This is a genomic window from Ensifer sp. Root278 (genome assembly GCF_001429285.1).
Taxonomy (GTDB): Bacteria; Pseudomonadota; Alphaproteobacteria; order Rhizobiales; family Rhizobiaceae; genus Ensifer.
Genome location: NZ_LMJJ01000034.1, coordinates 314,564 through 333,628 on the forward strand (window position 1 = coordinate 314,564; position 19,065 = coordinate 333,628).

Below are 19,065 nucleotides of genomic sequence, written 5' to 3' on the forward strand. Positions count from 1 at the left end.
GTCTTACTCGGTCTTGCCTGCGTATCGGTCCGTCGCCCGGATCAGCCGGTCGAGAATGCCGGGCTCGGAATAGGCGTGCCCTGCCCCTTCGATCAGATGGAGCTCGGACCCCGGCCAGGCCTTGTGCAACTGCCAGGCGTACTTCGCCGGGCACGGCATGTCGTAGCGCCCGTGGATGACGACGCCGGGAATTCCGCGAAGCCGGTGAACATCCCGCAACAATTGGCCGTCGTCCATCCAGCCGGCATTGACGAAGAAGTGGTTTTCGATGCGCGCGAAGGCATCGGCATATTCGTCGTCGGCGAAAGGTGCGCTCGTCGACAGTTCCGGCAGCAGCGTAATCGTCTCGCCTTCCCAGATGCTCCAGGCCTTGGCGGCGGCAAGACGCGTCGCCTTGTCGTCGCTCATCAGGCGGCGGTGGTAGGCGTGCATCATCTCGTGCCGTTCGTCTTCCGGGATCGGCGCGATGAACCGCTCCCATTTGTCCGGGAACATCTCCGAGACGCCGAACTGATAGTACCAGTCGAGCTCGGCCTTCGTCAGCGTGTAGATGCCGCGCAGCACGAGTTCCGAAACCCGCTCCGGGTGCTTCTCGGCATAGGCGAGCGCCAGCGTCGATCCCCAGGAGCCGCCGAAGACCAACCACTTGGCGACCCCAGCCTGTGCGCGCAGCCGCTCGATATCGGCGACGAGATGCCATGTGGTGTTGGCCTCGATCTTCGCGTGCGGAGTCGACTTGCCGCAGCCGCGCTGGTCGAACAAAGTCACATCATAGAGCGCCGGATCGAACAGGCGACGATGGTTGGCAGAAATCGTGCCGCCCGGTCCGCCATGCAGGAAGACGGCAGGCTTGGCGCCTGGCGTGCCGACCTTTTCCCAATAGATCACGTGACCGTCGCCGACATCGAGGTGGCCCGATGCATAGGGTTCGATTTCCGGGTAGAGCGTACGCAGTACAGTCGTCATTTTCAGTCTTTCGTCAGCGGCCAGTGCACGGTGTCGTAGTCCGGGTGCTGGCGGTTCGTTTCGAGTATGATCAGATGGCGGGTGGCGGACACCTCGCTGCCGTCATCCGTCTCTTTTTCGGGCAGTCTGGCGAGCCGCGAAAACCACAGCACGCGCGACTCGACGCCGGCCTGATAGACGGGCAACACGTCATCCGGATCGTCGAGCGAACCGAGCGTGATATTGATGAAATCCGCATCCGGCATGTCATAGAACAGCGGCGTGCCGCAGTCGCTGCAGAAGCCGCGTCGAACCAGATGCGACGAGCGGAACCAGGACGGCTGGCCGCGGGTAATATCGAAACTGTCGCGCGCGACATTCGCCAGCGGCATGAAATAGTTGCCGGCCGCCTTCTGGCACATGCGGCAATGACAGATATGCGGATCCGCGAGCGTGCCTTCGGCACGGTAGCGGACGGCGCCGCATTGGCATCCACCGGTATAGATGCGGGCGATGGTCACCGGAATGCCCCCGAAGGGTGCCATTGCTCGGTCTCGTGATCCGGGTGCTGGAAGGAGATGATGCTCTCCTGCCGCGCGTAGAAGTCCTGATCCTCCAGCACCGGCTGCTCGAAGATGGTATCGACCCAGGGCAGCCGCGACGCGTGATTGACCTGGATTTTCGGCGCGAGATCGGTGCGATCGTCAAAGGTGCCGATGGCGATCTCGAGGCCGCCGGGGTGCCGGTAGGTCATCGGCGTGCCGCATTTCGGGCAGAAGCCGCGATCGATGTTGACCGAGGACTGGAAATAGCTCGGCTCATCCCGCGCCCATTCGACGCCGTCCTTCGGCGCCGTCACCAGCGCCGAGAAGAACGAGCCGAACTGCTTCTGGCACATGCGGCAATGGCAGATCGACGGACGGCCAAGCTGCCCCCGGATACGGAAACGGACTGCGCCGCACTGGCATCCGCCTGTTCGAACGTTTTCGCTCATCGTCTTTCCTCCGGGGGCCAGGTTTCGGTGTCGTGGTCGGGATGCTGGTAGGAAACGAGATTGGTCAGGAATTCGATCGCGTCCGGATCTTCCATCGTCTGAACGCCCGGCAGATCGGCCACGTGATCGACATAGGGCAGCTTGCCCTCGATGCCCCACTGGATGGTGGGCACGATGCCTTGCGGCTCGTCGAAGGTGGCGATGGCGAGCGCCATGCCATCCGGTGCCTCGTAGGTCAGCGGCGTGCCGCAATCGGCGCAGAAGCCGCGTCGCGCGGCGTTTGACGACTGAAAGCGCTTCGGCTCGCCGCGCGTCCAGGTCACATGGGCGCCGCGAACGGAAACCAAGGGCATATAGAAGTTGCCGCTCGCCTTCTGGCACATGCGGCAATGACAGACGGATGCGTCACCAAGTTTGCCCTCGACGCGGAAGCGGACCGCGCCGCACTGACAGCCTCCGGTATAATAGGGCCTGTTGTCGAGACTCATCGCAACCCCTCCTCAAGCCGGCGCGTGGCAGACGGCTTCGATGTTGTTGCCGTCGGGATCGAGTACGAAGGCCCCGTAGTAGTCGGGGTGATAGTGTGGCCGAAGCCCGGGCTTGCCGTTGTCGCGCCCGCCGGCGGCCATTGCCGCTTCGTAGAAGCCGTCGACTTCGGCGCGGCTTCTTGCCGAAAACGCATAGTGCCGTCCCGGACCGGTGGTCGCCTCATGCAACCAGAAGACCGGCCGTTCGCGGCCATAGCCGCCAACCTTGACGCCGCCGGTATGTTCCACCGGCACCATCATCAGCAGCGAGGCGCCGAGCGGAGCGAGGGCCTTGTCGTAGAACGACCGCGCCCGGTCGAAATCCGAGACGGGAATGCCCGTGTGGTCGATCATCGCACGAACTCCTCTTTCATGCATGCTCTCCGCGTTTCCGCCGTTCCTGGAGGCATTGTCCGATCCCGCTCAAAGGGATCGGACAAAACTCGCCGCCGGGCTCGCGATCACCGTTTGATGTCCCAGGTCGTCACACGCTCGCCGGTTGCCGCATCCTTGCCATCCTTGAGCTGGATGCCCTGGGCGAGAAGATCGTCGCGGATCTTGTCGGCCTCGGCGAAATTCTTCGCCTTCAGCAGTTCCAGGCGGGCGCGGACACGGCCGTCGATGTCGCGTACCACGCCCTCGTCGAGTTCGACCGCCTCAGGCACAACGCCGATCAGCGCAGCACTGGCGGCGAAGGTGCCGAGCAGCTTCGGATCGGCCGCCGCCTTCTGGGCGAGCGCATGGAGCGCCTGAACCGCAGCGACGGTGTTGAGGTCGTCGGCGAGCGCCGCCACGACGGGCGGATCGGCCTCGCCCTTCGCCTCGCCCGGCACAGGCCATTTCGAAAGCAGGTGCTCGGCTTCCTCCAGCCGCTTCACCGAGAAATCGATCGGTTCGCGGTAATGCGTCATCAGCATGGCAAGCCTCAGCACGTCGCCCGGCCACTGGCGACCGGCAAACTTCTCCGTGTGCAGCAATTCGTAGATGGTGACGAAGTTGCCCTCGGACTTCGACATCTTGCGGCCTTCGACCTGCAGGAAGCCGTTGTGCATCCAGACATTCGCCATCACTTGCGTGCCGTGGGCGCAACGGGACTGGGCGATCTCGTTTTCATGATGCGGGAAGATCAGGTCGAGCCCGCCGCCATGAATGTCGAAGACCTCGCCGAGATAACGTTTGCTCATCGCCGAGCACTCGATATGCCAGCCCGGACGGCCCCTGCCCCACGGACTGTCCCAGCCCGGCTCGTTGTCGGCCGAAAGCTTCCACAGCACGAAATCGCCGGGATTTTTCTTGTGCACTTCCACGGCAATGCGGGCGCCGGCCTGCTGTTCGTCGAGGTTGCGCTTTGAAAGCTGACCGTAGTCGGCCATCGACTTGGTATCGAACAGCACCTCGCCGCCCGCCTGATAGGCATGCGCCTTGGCAAGCAGCTTTTCGATGATATCGATCATCTGCGCGATGTTGTCGGTCGCCCTCGGCTGCACGTCGGGATCGAGGCAGCCGAGCGATTTGGCGTCCGCCAGAAACTGCGTTTCGGTCTTCTCTGTCACCCGCCGGATCGCTTCATTGAGCGGCAGGGTCGGATAGTCGCGCAGCGCCCGCGCGTTGATCTTGTCGTCGACGTCGGTGATGTTGCGGGCATAGGTCACGTGCTCCGCGCCATAGACGTGGCGCAGCAGCCGGAAAAGCACATCGAAGACAATCACCGGCCGGGCATTGCCGATATGGGCATAATCATAGACCGTCGGGCCGCAGACATACATGCGGACGTTGTCGGGATCGATCGGCCGGAACTCGACCTTCTCCCGCGTCAGCGTGTTGTACAGCTTTAGTGTCGGCGCTCCGCCCATTCCCAATCTCCATATGCATACGACCGTCGAAACACGGCGCCCGGGCGGCCCGCGCGTTTGTCATCTTGGATTTTAGGAGACGAAAACGGCCAGGCCAGCGGGACGCTAGCGAATAATCTTCCGGCAGATAATGCAGATAACCGTTTTCATAGGCTCACTTATCGCGCGTCGCCTGTGCTCGGTCAAGAGGTCAGCCGCATGCAAGCACAGTAAGCTATCGAAAGGGAAACGGCGGCCATGGATTTGTCATGATTGGGCTTATCTGAGAGCGCCACGCGGAAAACAGATTCGCGGTGTAGTTGGTTCTGCACCACGGTTCCTGTCTCCGGAGAACAGGGAGGAGCGTCGTTTTCGCGCTGAATGACGAGAACGGCATGTATCCGGTTCAGGTAAGCATCAAGGAGTGAGTGCAAGTGAAAGCCGCAAAGACCAAAGACGTCGCCAAATCCGCAAATCTCATCGAACAGTATCGCCCGCTCGGCCTGAAGGCCGTACTCGCCGCCGCGCTGCAGGCAAAGGTGAAGCCTGCGACCAAGCTGACCAAGCGGCCCGCCTGACCCTCAGAACAGGGACATCTGTGCGTTAGCCGGTTCGGCCGGTTTGCTCTCGGGTCGAGCGTCCGGCGCGACCTTGGGCGTCACCGCCTCCTGAATGTCAGGGCCGGCATTGGCAACCTTGTTGACTTTGTCGGAAACGGGGATCGCCTCGAAGTAATCCTCCGCCACGGGGCCGAAGAGATCGACAATCTCGCGCGGCTCCTGCGTCTTGCAGTCCAGCCAGCGGGCGAAATCCTCGGGCTTAATGACGACGGGCATACGGTCGTGGATCTGCCGGATCGAGGCATTGGCCGCCGTCGTCAGGATGGCGGCGGTGTCGACTTCCAAGCCATCGGCCGACGACCAGGTCTCCATCAGACCGGCGAAGGCAACGATCCCGCCCTTGCGCGGGCGCACCCAATAGGCTTGCGACGGCTCGCGGCTGCCTTTCGGCGGCCGGCGCCACTCGTAGAAGCCGGAGGCCGGCACCAGCACGCGCCGGTGTCGCATGGCCGCCCGGAACGATGCCTTTTCAATCGCCGATTCGGCGCGGACATTGATCAGCAGCGGAAAGTCACGCGGGTCCTTGACCCACCCGGGCATGAACCCCCAGCGGACGAGGACCGCCTTGCGTTCCGGAAGATTGCTGCCGGGCTGAGCCCGTTCGCCGGAAACGACGACCATGATCGGCTGGGTGGGCGCTATGTTGAAGCGCGCCGGAAAGTCTTCGCTTTCCAGCAGCGCAAATAATTCCAACAATTCTTCCGGCGTCGCCGTCAACGCAAAACGTCCGCACATGACACGGATGTGGCACTTCACGTAGGATGGGTCAACGTTACTGAGGCAATTTGATTCCCGATGTCGACCAAGCCTGAACTCGCCTCCTCGGTCATTCTCGAACGCGACGGCCGCTACCTGCTCGTGAGGCGGGCCAACCCGCCGTCGGCCGACATGTACGCCTTTCCCGGTGGACGGGCGGAGCCCGGAGAGACGCCGGCTGAAACTGCGCTTCGCGAATTGTTGGAAGAGACCGGCATAGAGGCCCGCAATCCCGTGCTGTTCGAAACCTACGACCTGCCCGGCAAGGAATCGGAAGGACGGCATTTCCTGCTTTCTGTCTTCCGAGCCGACGCGGGTGGCGACGCGGTAGCCGTTGCCAGCGACGACGCCGCCGGTCTTGGCTGGTTCACGCCGGCCGAAATCTTTGCCTTGCCGATCCCGGACAGCGTGCGCGAATGCGTGGAAAGGCTCGCGGAGATCGACACGGAATCCGGCCGCGGCCTTGAAACCGCCGTCAATTCCGGCTTGGTGGAGCCATGATCACTGCCCCGATCCTTGCGCGGCTTGCCCTGGCCGGCCTCGCGCTGACAGCCGCCACCGGTGCGGCGGCGCAAAAAACGCCGACGAAAGAGACGGCAACCACCGAGGCTGCAGCCCCTGCCGTCGTGGAGGAGAAACCCACACCCTACGACCAAAGGTTGATCCGGCTTTCCGAAATCATCGGCTCCGTTCACTATCTCAGGAACCTTTGCGTCAAGGAGCCGGAGGATGTCTGGCGTCGTTCGATGCAGGAACTGATCGACAAGGAAACGGCCGACGAGATCAAACGACGCGAAAGGATGACCGCCGCCTTCAACCGTGGGTATCGCACCTTTGCCTCTGTTTATACGACCTGCACGGGACCGGCGATCGTCGCCGAGCAGCGATACCGTGCCGAAGGCGCAACACTTGCGTCAGAAATCGTCGCCCGCTTTGGAAATTAGCAATAAATTAACCTCTTTTCTCACGACCCCGTGTCGTTTCGGGAAAAGGCTGCTAAGTTCGTTAAGAGAGTGGTAAGAAGTGGCGAGTCCGTCACAGCCGTTCAGTTGGAGTTCAGCCGGACGGCCAAAGAATGAACCGCTTGCACAATGGAAGTCGCATGGAACGAATGATGGAACCAAGCCTGACCGACATCGATGACATGATCGTCCACGAGAAAATGCAGGCTGCGCTGGAACACCAGAGCGAGGCCTGGGCGGATGGCATGGCTGATGGTATCGAGCCGGAAATCATCGCCGATGCGGCCATCGCGCTCGCCATGCGGGAAACCGTTCGGCTTCATGGCGAAGACGGTGCGGAAGCGATGCTCAATTCGCTTCGCGAACGCGTCCTCGCCGGCGAATTTTCGCCCCAGCGCACGCTTCAGTAATATCAGGACTGCCCGATGATTCGGAATCTTGCAAACCGGACCCTTCCGGTTCGCCTCGCCACGCTGCTTTTGGCCGGTGTCGCCTTGAGCACCCCGGCAGCGTTCTCCCCGGCCTTTGCTCTCAGCGAATTGCAGGGCGCGCCGCAACCCGTTCCCACCGAACAGCCCGCTACCGGCGACCAGAAGGCGGCGCCGCCTGTGGCCGAACCTGTCGCGGAGGAGCCGGAAGAAGAAGAGAAGCTTCCGCTCGAAATCCCGATGCCCGATCCGCTGATCAACAAGTCAGCGACGGCCACCAAGGACGAGGCCCCCGCGGCCGAAGAGCCTGAGACGGCCGGGCCTGTCGAGGTTCTGACAGACGTTTCCAAGATTCCGGCGCCTGTTGCCCGGATGCGTGAACTGATCGTCGAAGCGGCGGCTTCCGGCGATATCGAGCGCCTGCGCCCGTTGCTCGGCAAGGGCCCGACCCAAACCCAGGTCACCGGCGTCACCGGCGACGAGGACCCGGTCGCGATTCTCAAGGGACTTTCGGGCGATCAAGAGGGTGTCGAAATCCTGGCAATCCTGCTCGACGTTCTATCGACCGGTTTCGTGCTGGTGGACAAGGGCACGCCGCAGGAGGCCTATGTCTGGCCCTATTTCGCCGAGAAGAAGCTCTCGACGCTCACGGCACCGGAAAAGGTCGATCTGTTCCGCCTGGTCACCGCAGGGGACTTTGCAGACATGGAAGAGTTCGGCAGCTACAACTTCTACCGCGTCGGCATCATGCCGGACGGAAAGTGGAAATTCTTCATCGCCGGCGACTGACCGCGGGCGACCGAGCTTGCCGATCCTCTCCGAACATCCTACCTCTTCGCCAAGAGATCACGATGGTACCAGGTCGAGTCGACCCGGATCGCGACGTGATCGGTGTTTGTTGTACGCATTTCCGGGCACAAAACCGTTACATACTTTTGCTGGAAATGCTCTAGGTTGAGCGGGTTCCCACCCGCCGAGCAGGATTCGAACGATGCCCAGAGTTCGCCTCGACGACCGCGCGATTGTCGCCGTCTCCGGCAAGGACGCCGAAGATCTCCTCCAGGGATTGATCACCACCGACCTCGATGCGCTGGCGCCCGATGAATCGCGTCCCGGCGCCTTGCTGACGCCGCAGGGCAAGATCCTGTTCGACTTCATGATCTCCCGTGACGGCGACGGCCTTAGGCTGGAGACCGCGCGCGACCAGGCGGAAGCACTGCTGAAGCGCCTGACGATGTACAAGCTTCGCTCGGCGGTCGACCTTTCGATCGATGCGTCCGCGGTCGTCACCGTGATATTTGACGAGGCCCCGCCTGAGGGGGCTTATCGGGATCACCGCTTCGAGAAAGCCGGCGTCGCACTCTTCCGCGCCTATGGCGATGCAGCCGGCGACACGGCGGGTGTCGACGAACTCGAGCGGCTTCGAATCGCAGCGGGCGTCGCGCGTGCCGGCACTGATTATGTGGCGCAGGATGCTTTTCCGCATGATGTTCTCCTCGACAAGAACGGCGGCCTTTCCTTCAAGAAGGGATGCTACGTCGGCCAGGAAGTGGTGTCGCGGATGCAGCACCGCGGCATGCCGCGCCGCCGGGTCGTGATCGTCTCTGCGCAGACCGCGCTTCCCCCGACGGGAACGACGATTACTGCGAACGATAAGTCCATCGGCACGCTGGGTACGGTTCAAGGCAAGTCGGCACTCGCGATTGTGCGCATCGACAAGGCCGGCGAAGCCATGGCGAACGATGTCCAGTTGCTTGCCGGTGACGTACCGGTGACCATGGTCCTGCCCGAATGGACCGGGCTCACCTTCCCGACGAGCGCCGACGAGGCAAGCGCGTGACGTCGACTCGCGCCTGGCAACGCATGCTCTCCGGCCGCCGGCTGGACCTGCTCGATCCGTCGCCGCTCGACGTCGAAATCGGCGACATCGCCCATGGGCTCGCGCGCGTTGCCCGCTGGAACGGCCAGACGGCCGGCGACCACGCCTTCTCGGTGGCGCAGCACAGCCTGATGGTCGAGGACATCTTTCGCCGCAGCAACAAATGCAGCACCGACGACTGCCTGCTGGCCCTGCTGCATGACGCGCCGGAATATGTGATCGGTGACATGATCTCGCCGTTCAAGGCCGTGGTCGGCGGCGGCTACAAGTCGGTGGAAAAGCGGCTGGAAAGCGCCATTCACCTGCGCTTCGGCCTGCCAGCGCAATGCTCCAAGGAATTGAAGGATCGCATCAAGAAGGCCGACCACGTCGCCGCCTATTTCGAAGCGACCGTGCTTGCGGGCTTCTCGGTCGAAGAGGCGCGCAAGTTCTTCGGCCAGCCACGCGGCATTACCCGCGAAACGCTGCTGATCGATCCTTTGCCGGCCGTCGAAGCGCAGCGGCTGTTCACGGAACGGTTCCAGGTTCTGGAAGCAGAGCGCCTGCCGGCGCGCGCGGAAATCTGACATGCCGGAGATCGTCGTTTCGCCACTCGCCCGCATCGCCGAAATGGCCGTTCGCCATGGCTGCACCGAGATGATCAGCCTTGTCGCCAAGGGCCAGGACTTTCATCGCCCCGGGGTCATCGCCAAGGCGCGGCACCTGACGCTCGGCATGAACGACATCACCTTTGCCGGCACCGGCGACCTCATCGCGCCGCAGGAAGAGCATGTCCGGCAGATCGTCGCCTTTGCGCGCGAATGGGATCGCGCGCGGCCGTTGCTCGTCCATTGCTGGATGGGCGTTTCGCGTTCGCCGGCAGCGGCGCTTATCGCGGCCCTTGCCGCCGAGCCGGACCAGGATGACGCAGAATTGGTTCAGCGCCTGCGGCGCGCCTCGCCCTTCGCAACGCCAAACAGCCGGCTTATCGAGATCGGTGATACGGTGCTCCAGCGTAACGGGCGGCTCATGGCCGCCGTGCGCGGGATCGGCCGAGGTGCGGACACCGATGGTAACGCACCCTTTGTCCTGCCGCTCCTTGCCGAGGGGGCAGCCGTTGCCGACTGAAACGCAGCCGACGACGGTCGAAATCGGCCTCAATGCGGCGATCGTCGCCGTCGTCCAGCGCAGTCCTCGGATCCTTGCCGTCAGCGAAACCGACGGCGACGCGCGAGACAGCCTGCCCTTCGGCCCCTTTGATCCGGCGCTGCATCGGACCTTTGAGACGAGCCTGCGCGATCGCGTCGAAAAGCGTACGGCGCTGAAACTCGGCTATATCGAACAGCTCTACACCTTCGGTGATCGCGGCCGGCAGCGGCTTCCGGGCGAAGAAGGCAAACACATGGTCTCGGTCGGCTATCTGGCGCTAACCAGGACCGACGCCGAAAACACCGAGCGGCTCGCCGAAGCCGGCGCGCACTGGCGCGACTGGTACGGCTACCTGCCTTGGGAAGACTGGCGGCAGGGCCGCCCACCGGTCCTCGATCAGGCGATCCTGCCGGGGCTTGCCCGCTGGGAGACTGGCGCCACCGGCGAAGAACAGGCCGCCCGGATCGCCCGCCGCCGGGCACGCATTCGCCTGGCATTTGGTCTCGACGATTTTCCCTGGGACGAGGAGCGGGTGCTGGAGCGCTACGAGCTGCTCTACGAGGCCGGGCTCGTGCCCGAAGCTGTGCTCGACGGCCACGGCAACGGCCACGACGTTCTGACCGTCGGACAGGCCATGCGCCATGACCATCGCCGCATCGTCGCGACAGCGATCGCGAGGTTGCGCGGCAAGCTCAAATATCGCCCTGTCGTCTTCGAACTGATGCCGCCGGAGTTCACGCTGACCGACCTGCAGGCGACCGTCGAAGCGATCTCCGGCCGTCACCTGCACAAGCAGAATTTCCGCCGCCTCGTCGAAGGTGCGGAGCTGGTGGAACCGACAGGCATGACACTGTCTTCGACCGGTGGGCGCCCGGCCGCCCTCTTCCGCTTCCGCCGCCAGATCCTCGACGAGCGCCCTGCCCCGGGCCTCAAGGTTGGCGGGCGATGATTGCGGATGCCGGCCGCGGAAAATCGGCGCTACGTCTAACAGATCGCGAAAATCGCACTACATTCTAGGCCATGACGCGGGTACAGGACGCGTCCATCGCGGTGCGAATGGGTCCAGCTTCCGCGCTGCTCATGACGGAGGTGACAACCATGCTGCTCGCACTGACCCTGCTGACGTCGCTGCTCGGCACCTCGCCCCAGTCGGGTATCGACGAGAAGCCGAAGATGCCCGACTACTTCAAGAACCAGCAGGGCGGCGGCATGCAGCCGCAGACCACGATCTGCAATCTCAACAGCCAGGATTCGAACGGGCAGTTCAAGACCTGCCGCTACGATTGCGGCACGCAGATCACCGTCGGCGAGCGCTTCGCCTGCCCGTTCATCATGCAGCGATAACGCTACTGGGTGTCTCCTTAAATCGACCTCGATTTAAGGTCCAAGACATGCAGAAAATCAAAGTGCTACAGCGACCTTTGCGCGTCTGGTAAGACGCGCGGCGCTGTAGTTGAACTGCTCGTTACCGGTTGATCACCACATCGAGGCCAATGTCGAGCGTTGGAGCGGCCATGGTGATCTTTGAAGTCGAGATGTAGTCGATGCCGCTTTCGGCAATCGCGCGCACAGTATCGATCTTGACGTTGCCGGAGGCCTCGAGCCGGGTGCGGCGGGCGTCGAGCGCGTAGGCGTCGGTGGAGAGCTGCCAGAATGCCTGGTTGACGGCGACGGCTTCGCGCAGCAGCTCCGGGCCCATATTGTCGAGCAGGATGACGTCGGGCTGGGCGGTCAGCGCCTCGCGCATCTGGTCGAGACCATCGACCTCGACCTCGATCTTGACGAGATGGCCGCAATAGGCCCGCGCCGCGTGGATGGCGCTGGCGACACCGCCGGAAACGGCGATGTGGTTATCCTTGATCAACACCGCGTCGTCGAGCCCGTAGCGGTGGTTGGAGCCACCGCCGAGACGCACGGCATATTTCTCGAGTGCGCGCAGCCCCGGGATGGTCTTGCGGGTACAGCAAACCTTCGCACGCGTATGGGCGATCTCGTCGGCGAATTTCGCCGTATAGGTCGCAATACCCGAGAGATGCATAAGGAAATTCAGGCCCACCCGCTCGGCCGATAGCAGGCCGCGGGCACGGCCGGAGATGCGGGCGATTGCCGTGCCCGGCGCCACCCGGTCCCCATCCGCCACCAACGCCTCGAAACCGATCGACGGGTCGACCAGACGGAAGGCGGCGCGCGCGAGATCGAGCCCGGCGACGACGCCGGGGTCGCGGGCATTCATGCCGGCCGTTGCCGTCAGCTCCGGTCCGATCGTCGACTGCGTGGTAATGTCGCCGGCGCGGCCGAGGTCCTCAAGCAGTGCGGCGCGCACCTGGTCCTCGATCATCAGTGCGGGCAGTTCGGGGCGGAAGGCTGCGGTCATCTGCTGGCGGTCCTTGAGCTTCAGTCACATGCGAGTGGCGGAGTGCCGGATCACGCCGGTTCCGTTTCAGCCAATTCCTTTGAAAGGCGATTGGCTTCGGCGAGCGTCAGGTAGGTGCGTCGGCGCCATTCCGGCCGCTCCGCCGGGCAATCGGCGCGGAAGTGGCCGCCGCGGCTTTCCGTGCGGCGTAGCGCACCGACGGTGATCAGCTTGGCTGTGGTGATGATGTTGGTAAAGCGCATGCGCGAATTTTCGCGCTCGAGCACCGCGATCTCTCGGATTGCCTTCAGCAGGCTTTCGCGCGTGCGGATCACACCGACGCAATCGCTCATCACCTGGCGCAGAACCTTGAGCTGCGGGCTATCCTCGACGGTCACCGGATCGTCATTCTCGCCGGCATTGTCGCCCCACTCGGTGAGCTGCGGCGTCGGCAGCGTGCCCTTGATGTTTTCGGCGATACGGGCCGCAAAGACGACGGCTTCGAGCAGCGAGTTGGAGGCAAGGCGGTTGGCGCCATGCACGCCTGTCGAGGTGACTTCGCCGGCGGCCCAGAGGCCATCGATCGAGGTGCGGCCCTCCGCGTCCGTCAGCACGCCGCCCATATGGTAGTGGACCGCGGGCACGACAGGGATCGGCTGGGTCACCGGATCGATGCCGGCCGCGGTGCACGAGGCATAGACCGTCGGGAACATGTCGGGGAAGTGCTTGCCGATCGCCTTGGTGCAATCGAGGAAGGCGCCACGCCCGGCCTGGACCTCGGCGAAGACCCCGCGCGAAACGATGTCGCGCGGCGCAAGCTCGCCGTCGGGGTGAATGTCGAGCATGAAGCGATGGCCGGCTGCATTCAGGAGGTGGGCACCGTCACCGCGCAGCGCCTCGGTCGCTAGCGGCGCCGGATCCTTGCCGATATTGATCGCGGTCGGGTGGAACTGCACGAACTCCGGATCGGCGATGATCGCGCCGGCGCGCGCTGCCATGCCGACCCCCTGCCCGCAGGCTTCCCAAGGGTTGGTGGTGACCGCATAGAGATGACCGACGCCGCCGGAGCAAAGTACGACGGCACGCGCCGGGAACGAGACGCGCTTCTTCGACTGTCCCGCATCCGGTCGCGCGATGACGCCGGAGATGAACCGGCCCTCGCGAACCAGTTCCTCCACGACGTAACCCTCGATCACGCGGATCGAAGGCGTCTTGCGCACCGCGGCAATCAACGCTTCCATGATTGCCTTGCCGGCCATGTCGCCCTTGACCCGGACGATGCGGCGCTCGGAATGCGCCGCCTCGCGCGACAAGAGCAGCTTGCCTTCGAGGTCGCGATCGAAGGGCACGCCATATTCCAGAAGATCGTGAATGCGCGCCGGGCCTTCGGCGACCATCATGCGCGTCATCTTCTCGTCGACGATGCCGGCGCCGGCGGCGAGCGTGTCGGCAACGTGTTTCTCGAAGGTATCGCCCGGGCTCATGGCCGCGGCGATGCCCCCTTGAGCCCAGGCCGACGAGGCGCCGTGGCCGATGGGCGCGGCAGCCAGGATCGTCACCGGCCTCGGGCTCAGCTTCAGCGCGCAGAAAAGGCCGGCCAGGCCGCCGCCGACGATGACGATGTCGTCAATCCCGTTGAAGGATTGCGGGCGGAAGTGGTCGGTCAGCATGTTTCATTCTCCTCCAATGCGCATGCAGAGTTTCTATATTCTACAGCGACCTTTGCGCGCCTTATAAGGCGCGCGGCGCTGTAGGCCGGGCGAACCGCCAGGCGGAATTGCTACTGCTTGAGGTTCACCATGCGTTCGACCGCAAGGCGGGCGCGGGCGGCGATCGCCGGATCGACGAGAACCTCCTCCGTCATGTTGAGCAGGCTGTCGAGGATCTTCGGCAGCGTGATGCGCTTCATGTGCGGACAGAGGTTGCAGGGCTTGACGAACTCGACGCCCTCGATCTCGGCCTGGATGTTCGACGCCATCGAGCATTCGGTGACGAGCAGGACCTTCGACGGGCGGTTGTCCTTGACATAGTTGATCATGCCCGACGTCGAACCGGCGAAATCGCAAACGGCGATCACATCCGGGTGGCATTCCGGATGGCCGATGATCTCGATGCCCGGATTGGCTTCCTTGTAAGCGAGCAGCTCGGCAGCGGTGAAGCGCTCATGCACTTCGCAGTGGCCCTTCCAGGTCAGGATCTTCTTGTTGGTCTGGCGCGCGACATTCATCGCCAGATATTCGTCGGGGATGCAGAGCACCGTGTCGGATTCCAGGCTCTCGACGACGTCAAGCACGTTGGACGAGGTGCAGCAGATATCGGTCTCGGCCTTCACGTCGGCGGAGGTGTTGACGTAGGTGACGACAGGAACGCCGGGGTAACGCTGCTTCAGAAGGCGCACATCGGCGCCGGTGATCGATTCCGACAAGGAGCAGCCGGCTTTACCGTCCGGGATCAGAACCGTCTTTTCCGGGCTCAACAGCTTCGACGTTTCGGCCATGAAGTGCACGCCGCACTGGATGATGATCTCGGCATCGACTTTGCTGGCGTCACGGGCAAGCTGCAGCGAGTCGCCGACGATATCGGCGACGCAGTGGAAGATGTCGGGCGTCTGATAGTTATGCGCGAGGATGACGGCATTGCGCTCCTTCTTCAGCCGGTTGATGGCGTGCACATAGGGCGCATAGACCGGCCACTCGATCGCCGGGATAAAGTCCTTCACCTTCTCGTAGAGATGTTCCGTCTCGCGTGCGACCGCTGGCGTGAAGGCAAGTTCGGGTCTTTCGATGACACCAAAGCGCTGGGCAGCGCTGACAAGAACCGGGTTCGCCACCGCCTCTTTGCGGGAAACAACGCGCGTCATCGAGATCTCCTCTCCGCCCTCTTCCCGGGCAGCTTTTTCAATTATGCTCAATCTGAGCATAATTGAACCAAAACAAAAGCGGCAAAGCCGCATGGGTTGATTTAGAAAGTTTTGTGACAGAATTCAAGAATGGAGCGCTGTTTTTCGCAGCGCCCCAGTTTGCACATGCGGTCAGGCCATCGCCGGCCGCACCACGCTCTTCTCCTCGATCGGCCAATGGACGATCGCCTCGAGCGACCGCTGATGCGGCGTGACGTTGCGGGCAAAGGCCGACAGGAAGGCCCATGACGATCGCGAAGATGACGACGGAGACCGGCGTCTGCGGCAGCAGCAGGAAGGCGGTCACCGCCACCGAGCGGGCGATATAGATCAGCGCCAGAAAGTAGGGCTTCGAGGAGAATGCCGAAGGAGCCGGAGCCGACCGCCATGCCGACGAGCACGCCGCCACCGATATGCAGCCAGATCGGCGCATTGGCAAAGGCCATGATGATGAGGCCCGCAGCATAGAGAAGGCCAGACATGGCAAGCACCCGCCAAGTGCCGAACCGGTCGGCGATCGCGCCGAAGAACGGCTGGCTCAAGCCCCAGCAGAGGTTTTGCAAGGCCATGGCGAGGCCGAAAGTCGTCCGATCCCAGCGGGTGTCGGCGAGCATCGGCAACTGGAAGAAGCCCATCGCCGAGCGCGGGCCGAAGGTGAGCATCGCAACGACCGAACCAGCCGCGATGATCAGCCAGGGCATCTCCTGACGAGCATGGGACGGCGCGGATGCTCCGGAAACAGCGGACATGAAATATCTCCGATTGATGGACCGGCATCCTAGGCGGCGGCTAAAACAGATAAAAGCCAATTATATTGACGCCGCGATCACCGGAATTGATGCCTGAGTTACGCAGCGCTTCGGAATCGGTTGCGGAACTCCCTGGGCGTCATGGCCTTGGCCGCCTTGAACTGCCGATTGAAGTTGGCGATCGAGCGATAGCCCACGGCTTCGGCGATGTGGGCGATCGATCGTCCCGAGCCGCTGAGGAGCGCGCAGGCTTCGCCGATCCTCAACCGCATCAGATACTCCGAGACCGGCATGTTGAGGTGGCGCAGGAACAGGCGATGCAAACCGGAAAGGCTGAGGGCGGCAAGGTCGGCGAGTTCCTCCATCGATGGGTTCTCGGCGTAGTGCAGATGGATATGGTCGAGCACACGGTCGAGGCGACCACGATCGACCGATCGGCCCGATGGCGTGACGACACGGCTGGACAACGGCGCCACCTGTTGCTCACGCGCCAGGATTGTCAGCAGAGAGAGGACATCAGGCAGCCGTTCCTCCGGCGCCAGCCTGCGCAACCCTTCAAACAGCGGCCTGACACGGGCGGCAACTTCCGGAGTGAACTGCAAGCCCGGGGCGGATCGCTCGAACATCGCCTTGACACCGGTGAGCTCGACAAAGCCGTCGTCCAGACGTTCCACCCATTCCGGATGAAACCAGAGCACCAGCGCCACGTGCGGTTCGGCACTGTCAATCTTACCCGACGAGTGCCAGGTGTGCGGCAGGTTGGAACCGACGAGCACGAGATCGCCGTCGTCATAGGCGCCGATATGGTCGCCGATGAAGCGCTGGCCGCGCGAGTTGAGCGTCAACGTCAGTTCGAACTCCGGATGATGGTGCCATTGGAACGGAATGGAATCGTCGAGGCGGCGGTCGAGCAGGATCGACGAAGCATTGGTCGCCCGCGGTATTTTCTGCAAAACAGGCTTCATGTTGCATGCCTTCGCCTCACGATGCCAGAATAGTATCAATATTGGCATGCTTCGTGCAACATGGCCTCGACCAGAAGGCTAGGCTTTCTCCATCGACCAATCGAACATTCAAGGCGAGGAGACATTCATGCAGGCGCTCAGAGACAGCCACCCCACGGCTGCCAATCTCGAGGTACAACTGAAGGACATCAAGAAGCGGCTGCCGCTGCGCGTGCTTTCGGAAACGGACTGGCAGCATTGGGTCAGCAAGGGCTACGTCATCGTGAGACAGGCGGTGCCGCCGGCCAATGTCGAGCGCCTCGTCGATCTGCTCTGGCGCTTCGACGAGAAGGATCCGAGCGATCCTTCGACCTGGTATGCGCCGCAGCGGCGCGAGCACAAGATGAAGGAACTCAACAACACCGGCATGCTGGAGATCTACAATCACCAGTATCTCTGGGACAACCGGCAGGAGCCGCGCATCTACGGCGCCTTCGTCGACATCTGGGATCGCGAGGATCTGTGGGTGACGATTGACCGCGCCAACCTCAATCCGCCGAAGAAGGTGAAGGGTAATCCTGACGGATTCATCCATTGGGATGTCGACACCTCGATCCGGCCTCTGCCGATCGGCGTTCAGGGCGTGCTGAGCCTGAAGAAACAGGACGGCGACGTCGGCGGCTTCCAATGCGTGCCGGAACTCTTCGAAAACTTCGAAAGCTGGGAGAAGACGCAAGCTGCCGACCGCGACCCGATGCACCCCGACATGGCCGGTCTCTCGACTGTTAACATCGAGATGGAGGCGGGCGACCTGATGATTTTCAACAGCCTGCTCGCCCATGGTGTGCGCCCCAACCACTCCGACGACCGTGTGCGGATGGCGCAATATATCTCGATGCATCCGGCGGAATGGGACAATGTCGCCGAGCGCGAGGAACGGGTGCGGCTGTGGCGGGAACTCGACCACCCCAAGCGTGACGCCTTTCCCGGCGACCCGCGCCAATGGGAAAAGCTCAATGCCTCCCCCGCCAGCCTCTCGGATCTCGGCGCCAAGCTTCTCGGAATCACGCCCTGGGCGTGATGCGGCCCGGAAGCAATTCCGAGAAGAATGTGAAACGGCTTTCCGTCCGGAGTTGCGTCCGATTTAAGCCGAAGCACGCACCTTCATCGGCCAGCGTTCACCGCGCCGGCCGGTGACCTTGACCTCATCGCCAAGCTTGAGGGTGCCTTCGCTGCGCGGCACCGCGTTCCAGCCGAAGAGCACGCCGGGCACGCGCCGATCGGAGGACATGCGCTTTTCGGCCAGTCCCTGGATCGGGTTGCCGCCAATACGCTCGCCGGTGATCTGATCCTGTGTCGTCATGATGCAGCGGGCGCAGGGCTTGACGAGATCGAACCGAATGCCGCCGATCTCGACGCTTTCCCAGAAATCCTCATCCCAGGCGTCGTCGCAATCGACGAGGATGTTGGTGCGGAACCGGTCCATGCCGACGGGCTCCTGGCCCTTTTCGGCGAGGGTCCGGTTGAGATCGGCGAGCGAGCCGGTCGTCGTGATCAGGACCGGGAACCCATCGGCAAAGCCGACAGGCGCTGCGGTGCCGGCCCACTCGGCACCGACCAAGCGCTCGGCCGAGGCGTCCATGTGGGCAAGCTTGACCGGGCGGCCGAACCATGCGGACAGCGTCTCATCCGCCGTATCGTCGGAAACGGCGGCATCGACTTCACTGCCCCAGACCTGGACGTTCAGCCGGCGATCCGGATCAAAGCGTACCGAGGTTTCCCGGTCGCCCATCCTAAGATGCACACCGCCATCGATGTGGCTGGCTTCGACCTTCGCCAGCGCCTGCAATTCGCGCTGGGTGATGAAGCGCCCGTCCGGCTCGATCAGCATGAAGCGCCGGTCGCCCTCGACGCCATCGAGGTTGACGGTAACCGTCTCACGGGCGATGGCGCGGCCGCTTTTCAGCGGATGAATGTTGAGACCGGTCACCTTCATGGACAATTCCTTCATGTTCAAAAATAGATTCAAGCGCCTGACGATCCGATTCA

The 19,065-nt window shown here is 63.0% G+C and carries 23 protein-coding genes and 1 pseudogene; 11 read left to right on the forward strand and 13 right to left on the reverse strand.

Annotated features, from left to right (window positions below; all coding sequences use genetic code 11):
* Positions 1-3: 3 nt before the first annotated feature.
* The 6 genes from pip to cysS all read right to left on the reverse strand — a co-directional run bounded on the left by pip (position 4) and on the right by cysS (position 4,319).
* A complete protein-coding gene (gene pip, locus ASE60_RS21375) occupies positions 4-966 on the reverse strand; it encodes a prolyl aminopeptidase (protein WP_057252745.1) in 963 nt (320 codons plus the stop codon).
* A gap of 2 nt (positions 967-968) precedes the next feature.
* Positions 969-1,490 carry a GFA family protein gene (locus tag ASE60_RS21380; protein ID WP_057252746.1) on the reverse strand — a complete coding sequence of 174 codons (522 nt, stop codon included), beginning with the start codon at positions 1,488-1,490 and terminating at the stop codon, positions 969-971.
* A complete protein-coding gene (locus tag ASE60_RS21385; protein WP_057252748.1) occupies positions 1,463-1,939 on the reverse strand; it encodes a GFA family protein in 477 nt (158 codons plus the stop codon). The genes ASE60_RS21380 and ASE60_RS21385 overlap by 28 nt, the downstream gene beginning before the upstream one ends.
* Positions 1,936-2,427, reverse strand: a complete 492-nt coding sequence (locus ASE60_RS21390; RefSeq protein WP_057252749.1) for a GFA family protein — start codon at positions 2,425-2,427, stop codon at positions 1,936-1,938. The genes ASE60_RS21385 and ASE60_RS21390 overlap by 4 nt, the downstream gene beginning before the upstream one ends.
* 12 nt (positions 2,428-2,439) lie before the next feature.
* A complete protein-coding gene (locus ASE60_RS21395; protein WP_057252751.1) occupies positions 2,440-2,820 on the reverse strand; it encodes a VOC family protein in 381 nt (126 codons plus the stop codon).
* 107 nt (positions 2,821-2,927) lie between these two features.
* The gene (gene cysS, locus ASE60_RS21400) at positions 2,928-4,319 is read right to left on the reverse strand and encodes a cysteine--tRNA ligase (RefSeq protein ID WP_057252753.1); all 1,392 of its coding nucleotides are present in this window, start codon (positions 4,317-4,319) and stop codon (positions 2,928-2,930) included.
* A gap of 413 nt (positions 4,320-4,732) precedes the next feature.
* Between cysS and ASE60_RS35255 the strand changes: the two genes are divergently transcribed.
* Positions 4,733-4,876 carry a hypothetical protein gene (locus tag ASE60_RS35255; protein WP_176907119.1) on the forward strand — a complete coding sequence of 48 codons (144 nt, stop codon included), beginning with the start codon at positions 4,733-4,735 and terminating at the stop codon, positions 4,874-4,876.
* A gap of 3 nt (positions 4,877-4,879) precedes the next feature.
* Here ASE60_RS35255 and ASE60_RS21405 read toward each other — a convergent pair whose 3' ends face one another.
* A complete protein-coding gene (locus ASE60_RS21405) occupies positions 4,880-5,653 on the reverse strand; it encodes an SOS response-associated peptidase (RefSeq protein WP_057252755.1) in 774 nt (257 codons plus the stop codon).
* 60 nt (positions 5,654-5,713) lie between these two features.
* Here ASE60_RS21405 and ASE60_RS21410 point away from each other — a divergent pair, with 60 nt between their 5' ends.
* From ASE60_RS21410 to ASE60_RS21450, 9 genes are all read left to right on the forward strand, one after another.
* Complete coding sequence (locus ASE60_RS21410) at positions 5,714-6,175, forward strand: NUDIX domain-containing protein (RefSeq protein ID WP_057252757.1); 462 nt, start codon at positions 5,714-5,716, stop codon at positions 6,173-6,175.
* Positions 6,172-6,618, forward strand: a complete 447-nt coding sequence (locus ASE60_RS21415) for a TIGR02301 family protein (protein WP_057252758.1) — start codon at positions 6,172-6,174, stop codon at positions 6,616-6,618. Before ASE60_RS21410 ends, ASE60_RS21415 begins: the two co-directional genes overlap by 4 nt.
* Positions 6,619-6,776: 158 nt before the next feature.
* A complete protein-coding gene (locus ASE60_RS21420; protein ID WP_093232155.1) occupies positions 6,777-7,046 on the forward strand; it encodes a hypothetical protein in 270 nt (89 codons plus the stop codon).
* Between the two features lie 15 nt (positions 7,047-7,061).
* The gene (locus ASE60_RS21425; protein ID WP_057252759.1) at positions 7,062-7,853 is read left to right on the forward strand and encodes a hypothetical protein; all 792 of its coding nucleotides are present in this window, start codon (positions 7,062-7,064) and stop codon (positions 7,851-7,853) included.
* Positions 7,854-8,055: 202 nt separating this feature from the next.
* Complete coding sequence (locus ASE60_RS21430) at positions 8,056-8,904, forward strand: folate-binding protein YgfZ (protein ID WP_057252761.1); 849 nt, start codon at positions 8,056-8,058, stop codon at positions 8,902-8,904.
* The gene (locus ASE60_RS21435; protein WP_057252762.1) at positions 8,901-9,509 is read left to right on the forward strand and encodes an HD family hydrolase; all 609 of its coding nucleotides are present in this window, start codon (positions 8,901-8,903) and stop codon (positions 9,507-9,509) included. The genes ASE60_RS21430 and ASE60_RS21435 overlap by 4 nt, the downstream gene beginning before the upstream one ends.
* Position 9,510: 1 nt before the next feature.
* Positions 9,511-10,050 (forward strand): tyrosine phosphatase family protein, encoded by a 540-nt coding sequence (locus tag ASE60_RS21440; RefSeq protein ID WP_057252763.1) that lies wholly within the window; start codon positions 9,511-9,513, stop codon positions 10,048-10,050.
* Complete coding sequence (locus ASE60_RS21445; RefSeq protein ID WP_057252765.1) at positions 9,992-11,020, forward strand: hypothetical protein; 1,029 nt, start codon at positions 9,992-9,994, stop codon at positions 11,018-11,020. Before ASE60_RS21440 ends, ASE60_RS21445 begins: the two co-directional genes overlap by 59 nt.
* Before the next feature lie 149 nt (positions 11,021-11,169).
* Entirely contained in the window at positions 11,170-11,415 is a 246-nt protein-coding gene (locus tag ASE60_RS21450; RefSeq protein ID WP_058320251.1) for a hypothetical protein, read from the forward strand.
* 121 nt (positions 11,416-11,536) lie between these two features.
* Here the strand turns inward: ASE60_RS21450 and nadC are convergent, their stop codons facing one another.
* The 5 genes and pseudogenes from nadC to ASE60_RS21475 form a co-directional block, all read right to left on the reverse strand.
* Positions 11,537-12,445 (reverse strand): carboxylating nicotinate-nucleotide diphosphorylase, encoded by a 909-nt coding sequence (gene nadC, locus ASE60_RS21455; protein WP_057252769.1) that lies wholly within the window; start codon positions 12,443-12,445, stop codon positions 11,537-11,539.
* Positions 12,446-12,495: 50 nt separating this feature from the next.
* The gene (locus tag ASE60_RS21460) at positions 12,496-14,094 is read right to left on the reverse strand and encodes an L-aspartate oxidase (RefSeq protein ID WP_057252771.1); all 1,599 of its coding nucleotides are present in this window, start codon (positions 14,092-14,094) and stop codon (positions 12,496-12,498) included.
* A gap of 110 nt (positions 14,095-14,204) precedes the next feature.
* Positions 14,205-15,284 carry a quinolinate synthase NadA gene (nadA, locus tag ASE60_RS21465; RefSeq protein ID WP_057252773.1) on the reverse strand — a complete coding sequence of 360 codons (1,080 nt, stop codon included), beginning with the start codon at positions 15,282-15,284 and terminating at the stop codon, positions 14,205-14,207.
* A gap of 392 nt (positions 15,285-15,676) precedes the next feature.
* Positions 15,677-16,072: pseudogene (locus tag ASE60_RS34755) on the reverse strand (MFS transporter); the annotation flags it as partial.
* A 98-nt stretch (positions 16,073-16,170) separates the two neighbouring features.
* A complete protein-coding gene (locus tag ASE60_RS21475) occupies positions 16,171-17,037 on the reverse strand; it encodes an AraC family transcriptional regulator (protein WP_057252775.1) in 867 nt (288 codons plus the stop codon).
* Positions 17,038-17,164: 127 nt separating this feature from the next.
* Here ASE60_RS21475 and ASE60_RS21480 point away from each other — a divergent pair, with 127 nt between their 5' ends.
* Positions 17,165-18,097, forward strand: a complete 933-nt coding sequence (locus ASE60_RS21480; RefSeq protein WP_057252777.1) for a phytanoyl-CoA dioxygenase family protein — start codon at positions 17,165-17,167, stop codon at positions 18,095-18,097.
* 63 nt (positions 18,098-18,160) lie between these two features.
* On the opposite strand, the gene ASE60_RS21485 is transcribed toward ASE60_RS21480, so the two are convergent.
* Positions 18,161-19,012, reverse strand: a complete 852-nt coding sequence (locus ASE60_RS21485) for an MOSC domain-containing protein (RefSeq protein ID WP_057252779.1) — start codon at positions 19,010-19,012, stop codon at positions 18,161-18,163.
* Positions 19,013-19,065: the final 53 nt, after the last annotated feature.

Bases quoted from the DNA above. Each gene is read 5' to 3' on its own strand.
- ASE60_RS21410 (WP_057252757.1), top strand. From the start codon at position 5,714: ATGTCGACCAAGCCTGAACTCGCCTCCTCGGTCATTCTCGAACGCGAC.
- ASE60_RS21395 (WP_057252751.1), bottom strand. From the start codon at position 2,820: ATGATCGACCACACGGGCATTCCCGTCTCGGATTTCGACCGGGCGCGG.
- ASE60_RS21480 (WP_057252777.1), top strand. From the start codon at position 17,165: ATGCAGGCGCTCAGAGACAGCCACCCCACGGCTGCCAATCTCGAGGTA.
- ASE60_RS21430 (WP_057252761.1), top strand. From the start codon at position 8,056: ATGCCCAGAGTTCGCCTCGACGACCGCGCGATTGTCGCCGTCTCCGGC.
- ASE60_RS21415 (WP_057252758.1), top strand. From the start codon at position 6,172: ATGATCACTGCCCCGATCCTTGCGCGGCTTGCCCTGGCCGGCCTCGCG.
- ASE60_RS21385 (WP_057252748.1), bottom strand. From the start codon at position 1,939: ATGAGCGAAAACGTTCGAACAGGCGGATGCCAGTGCGGCGCAGTCCGT.
- ASE60_RS21405 (WP_057252755.1), bottom strand. From the start codon at position 5,653: ATGTGCGGACGTTTTGCGTTGACGGCGACGCCGGAAGAATTGTTGGAA.
- ASE60_RS21475 (WP_057252775.1), bottom strand. From the start codon at position 17,037: ATGAAGCCTGTTTTGCAGAAAATACCGCGGGCGACCAATGCTTCGTCG.
- cysS (WP_057252753.1), bottom strand. From the start codon at position 4,319: ATGGGCGGAGCGCCGACACTAAAGCTGTACAACACGCTGACGCGGGAG.
- ASE60_RS21380 (WP_057252746.1), bottom strand. From the start codon at position 1,490: ATGGCACCCTTCGGGGGCATTCCGGTGACCATCGCCCGCATCTATACC.
- pip (WP_057252745.1), bottom strand. From the start codon at position 966: ATGACGACTGTACTGCGTACGCTCTACCCGGAAATCGAACCCTATGCA.
- ASE60_RS21445 (WP_057252765.1), top strand. From the start codon at position 9,992: ATGGTAACGCACCCTTTGTCCTGCCGCTCCTTGCCGAGGGGGCAGCCG.
- ASE60_RS21425 (WP_057252759.1), top strand. From the start codon at position 7,062: ATGATTCGGAATCTTGCAAACCGGACCCTTCCGGTTCGCCTCGCCACG.
- nadC (WP_057252769.1), bottom strand. From the start codon at position 12,445: ATGACCGCAGCCTTCCGCCCCGAACTGCCCGCACTGATGATCGAGGAC.
- ASE60_RS21420 (WP_093232155.1), top strand. From the start codon at position 6,777: ATGGAACGAATGATGGAACCAAGCCTGACCGACATCGATGACATGATC.
- nadA (WP_057252773.1), bottom strand. From the start codon at position 15,284: ATGACGCGCGTTGTTTCCCGCAAAGAGGCGGTGGCGAACCCGGTTCTT.
- ASE60_RS21460 (WP_057252771.1), bottom strand. From the start codon at position 14,094: ATGCTGACCGACCACTTCCGCCCGCAATCCTTCAACGGGATTGACGAC.
- ASE60_RS21390 (WP_057252749.1), bottom strand. From the start codon at position 2,427: ATGAGTCTCGACAACAGGCCCTATTATACCGGAGGCTGTCAGTGCGGC.
- ASE60_RS21485 (WP_057252779.1), bottom strand. From the start codon at position 19,012: ATGAAGGTGACCGGTCTCAACATTCATCCGCTGAAAAGCGGCCGCGCC.
- ASE60_RS21440 (WP_057252763.1), top strand. From the start codon at position 9,511: ATGCCGGAGATCGTCGTTTCGCCACTCGCCCGCATCGCCGAAATGGCC.
- ASE60_RS21450 (WP_058320251.1), top strand. From the start codon at position 11,170: ATGCTGCTCGCACTGACCCTGCTGACGTCGCTGCTCGGCACCTCGCCC.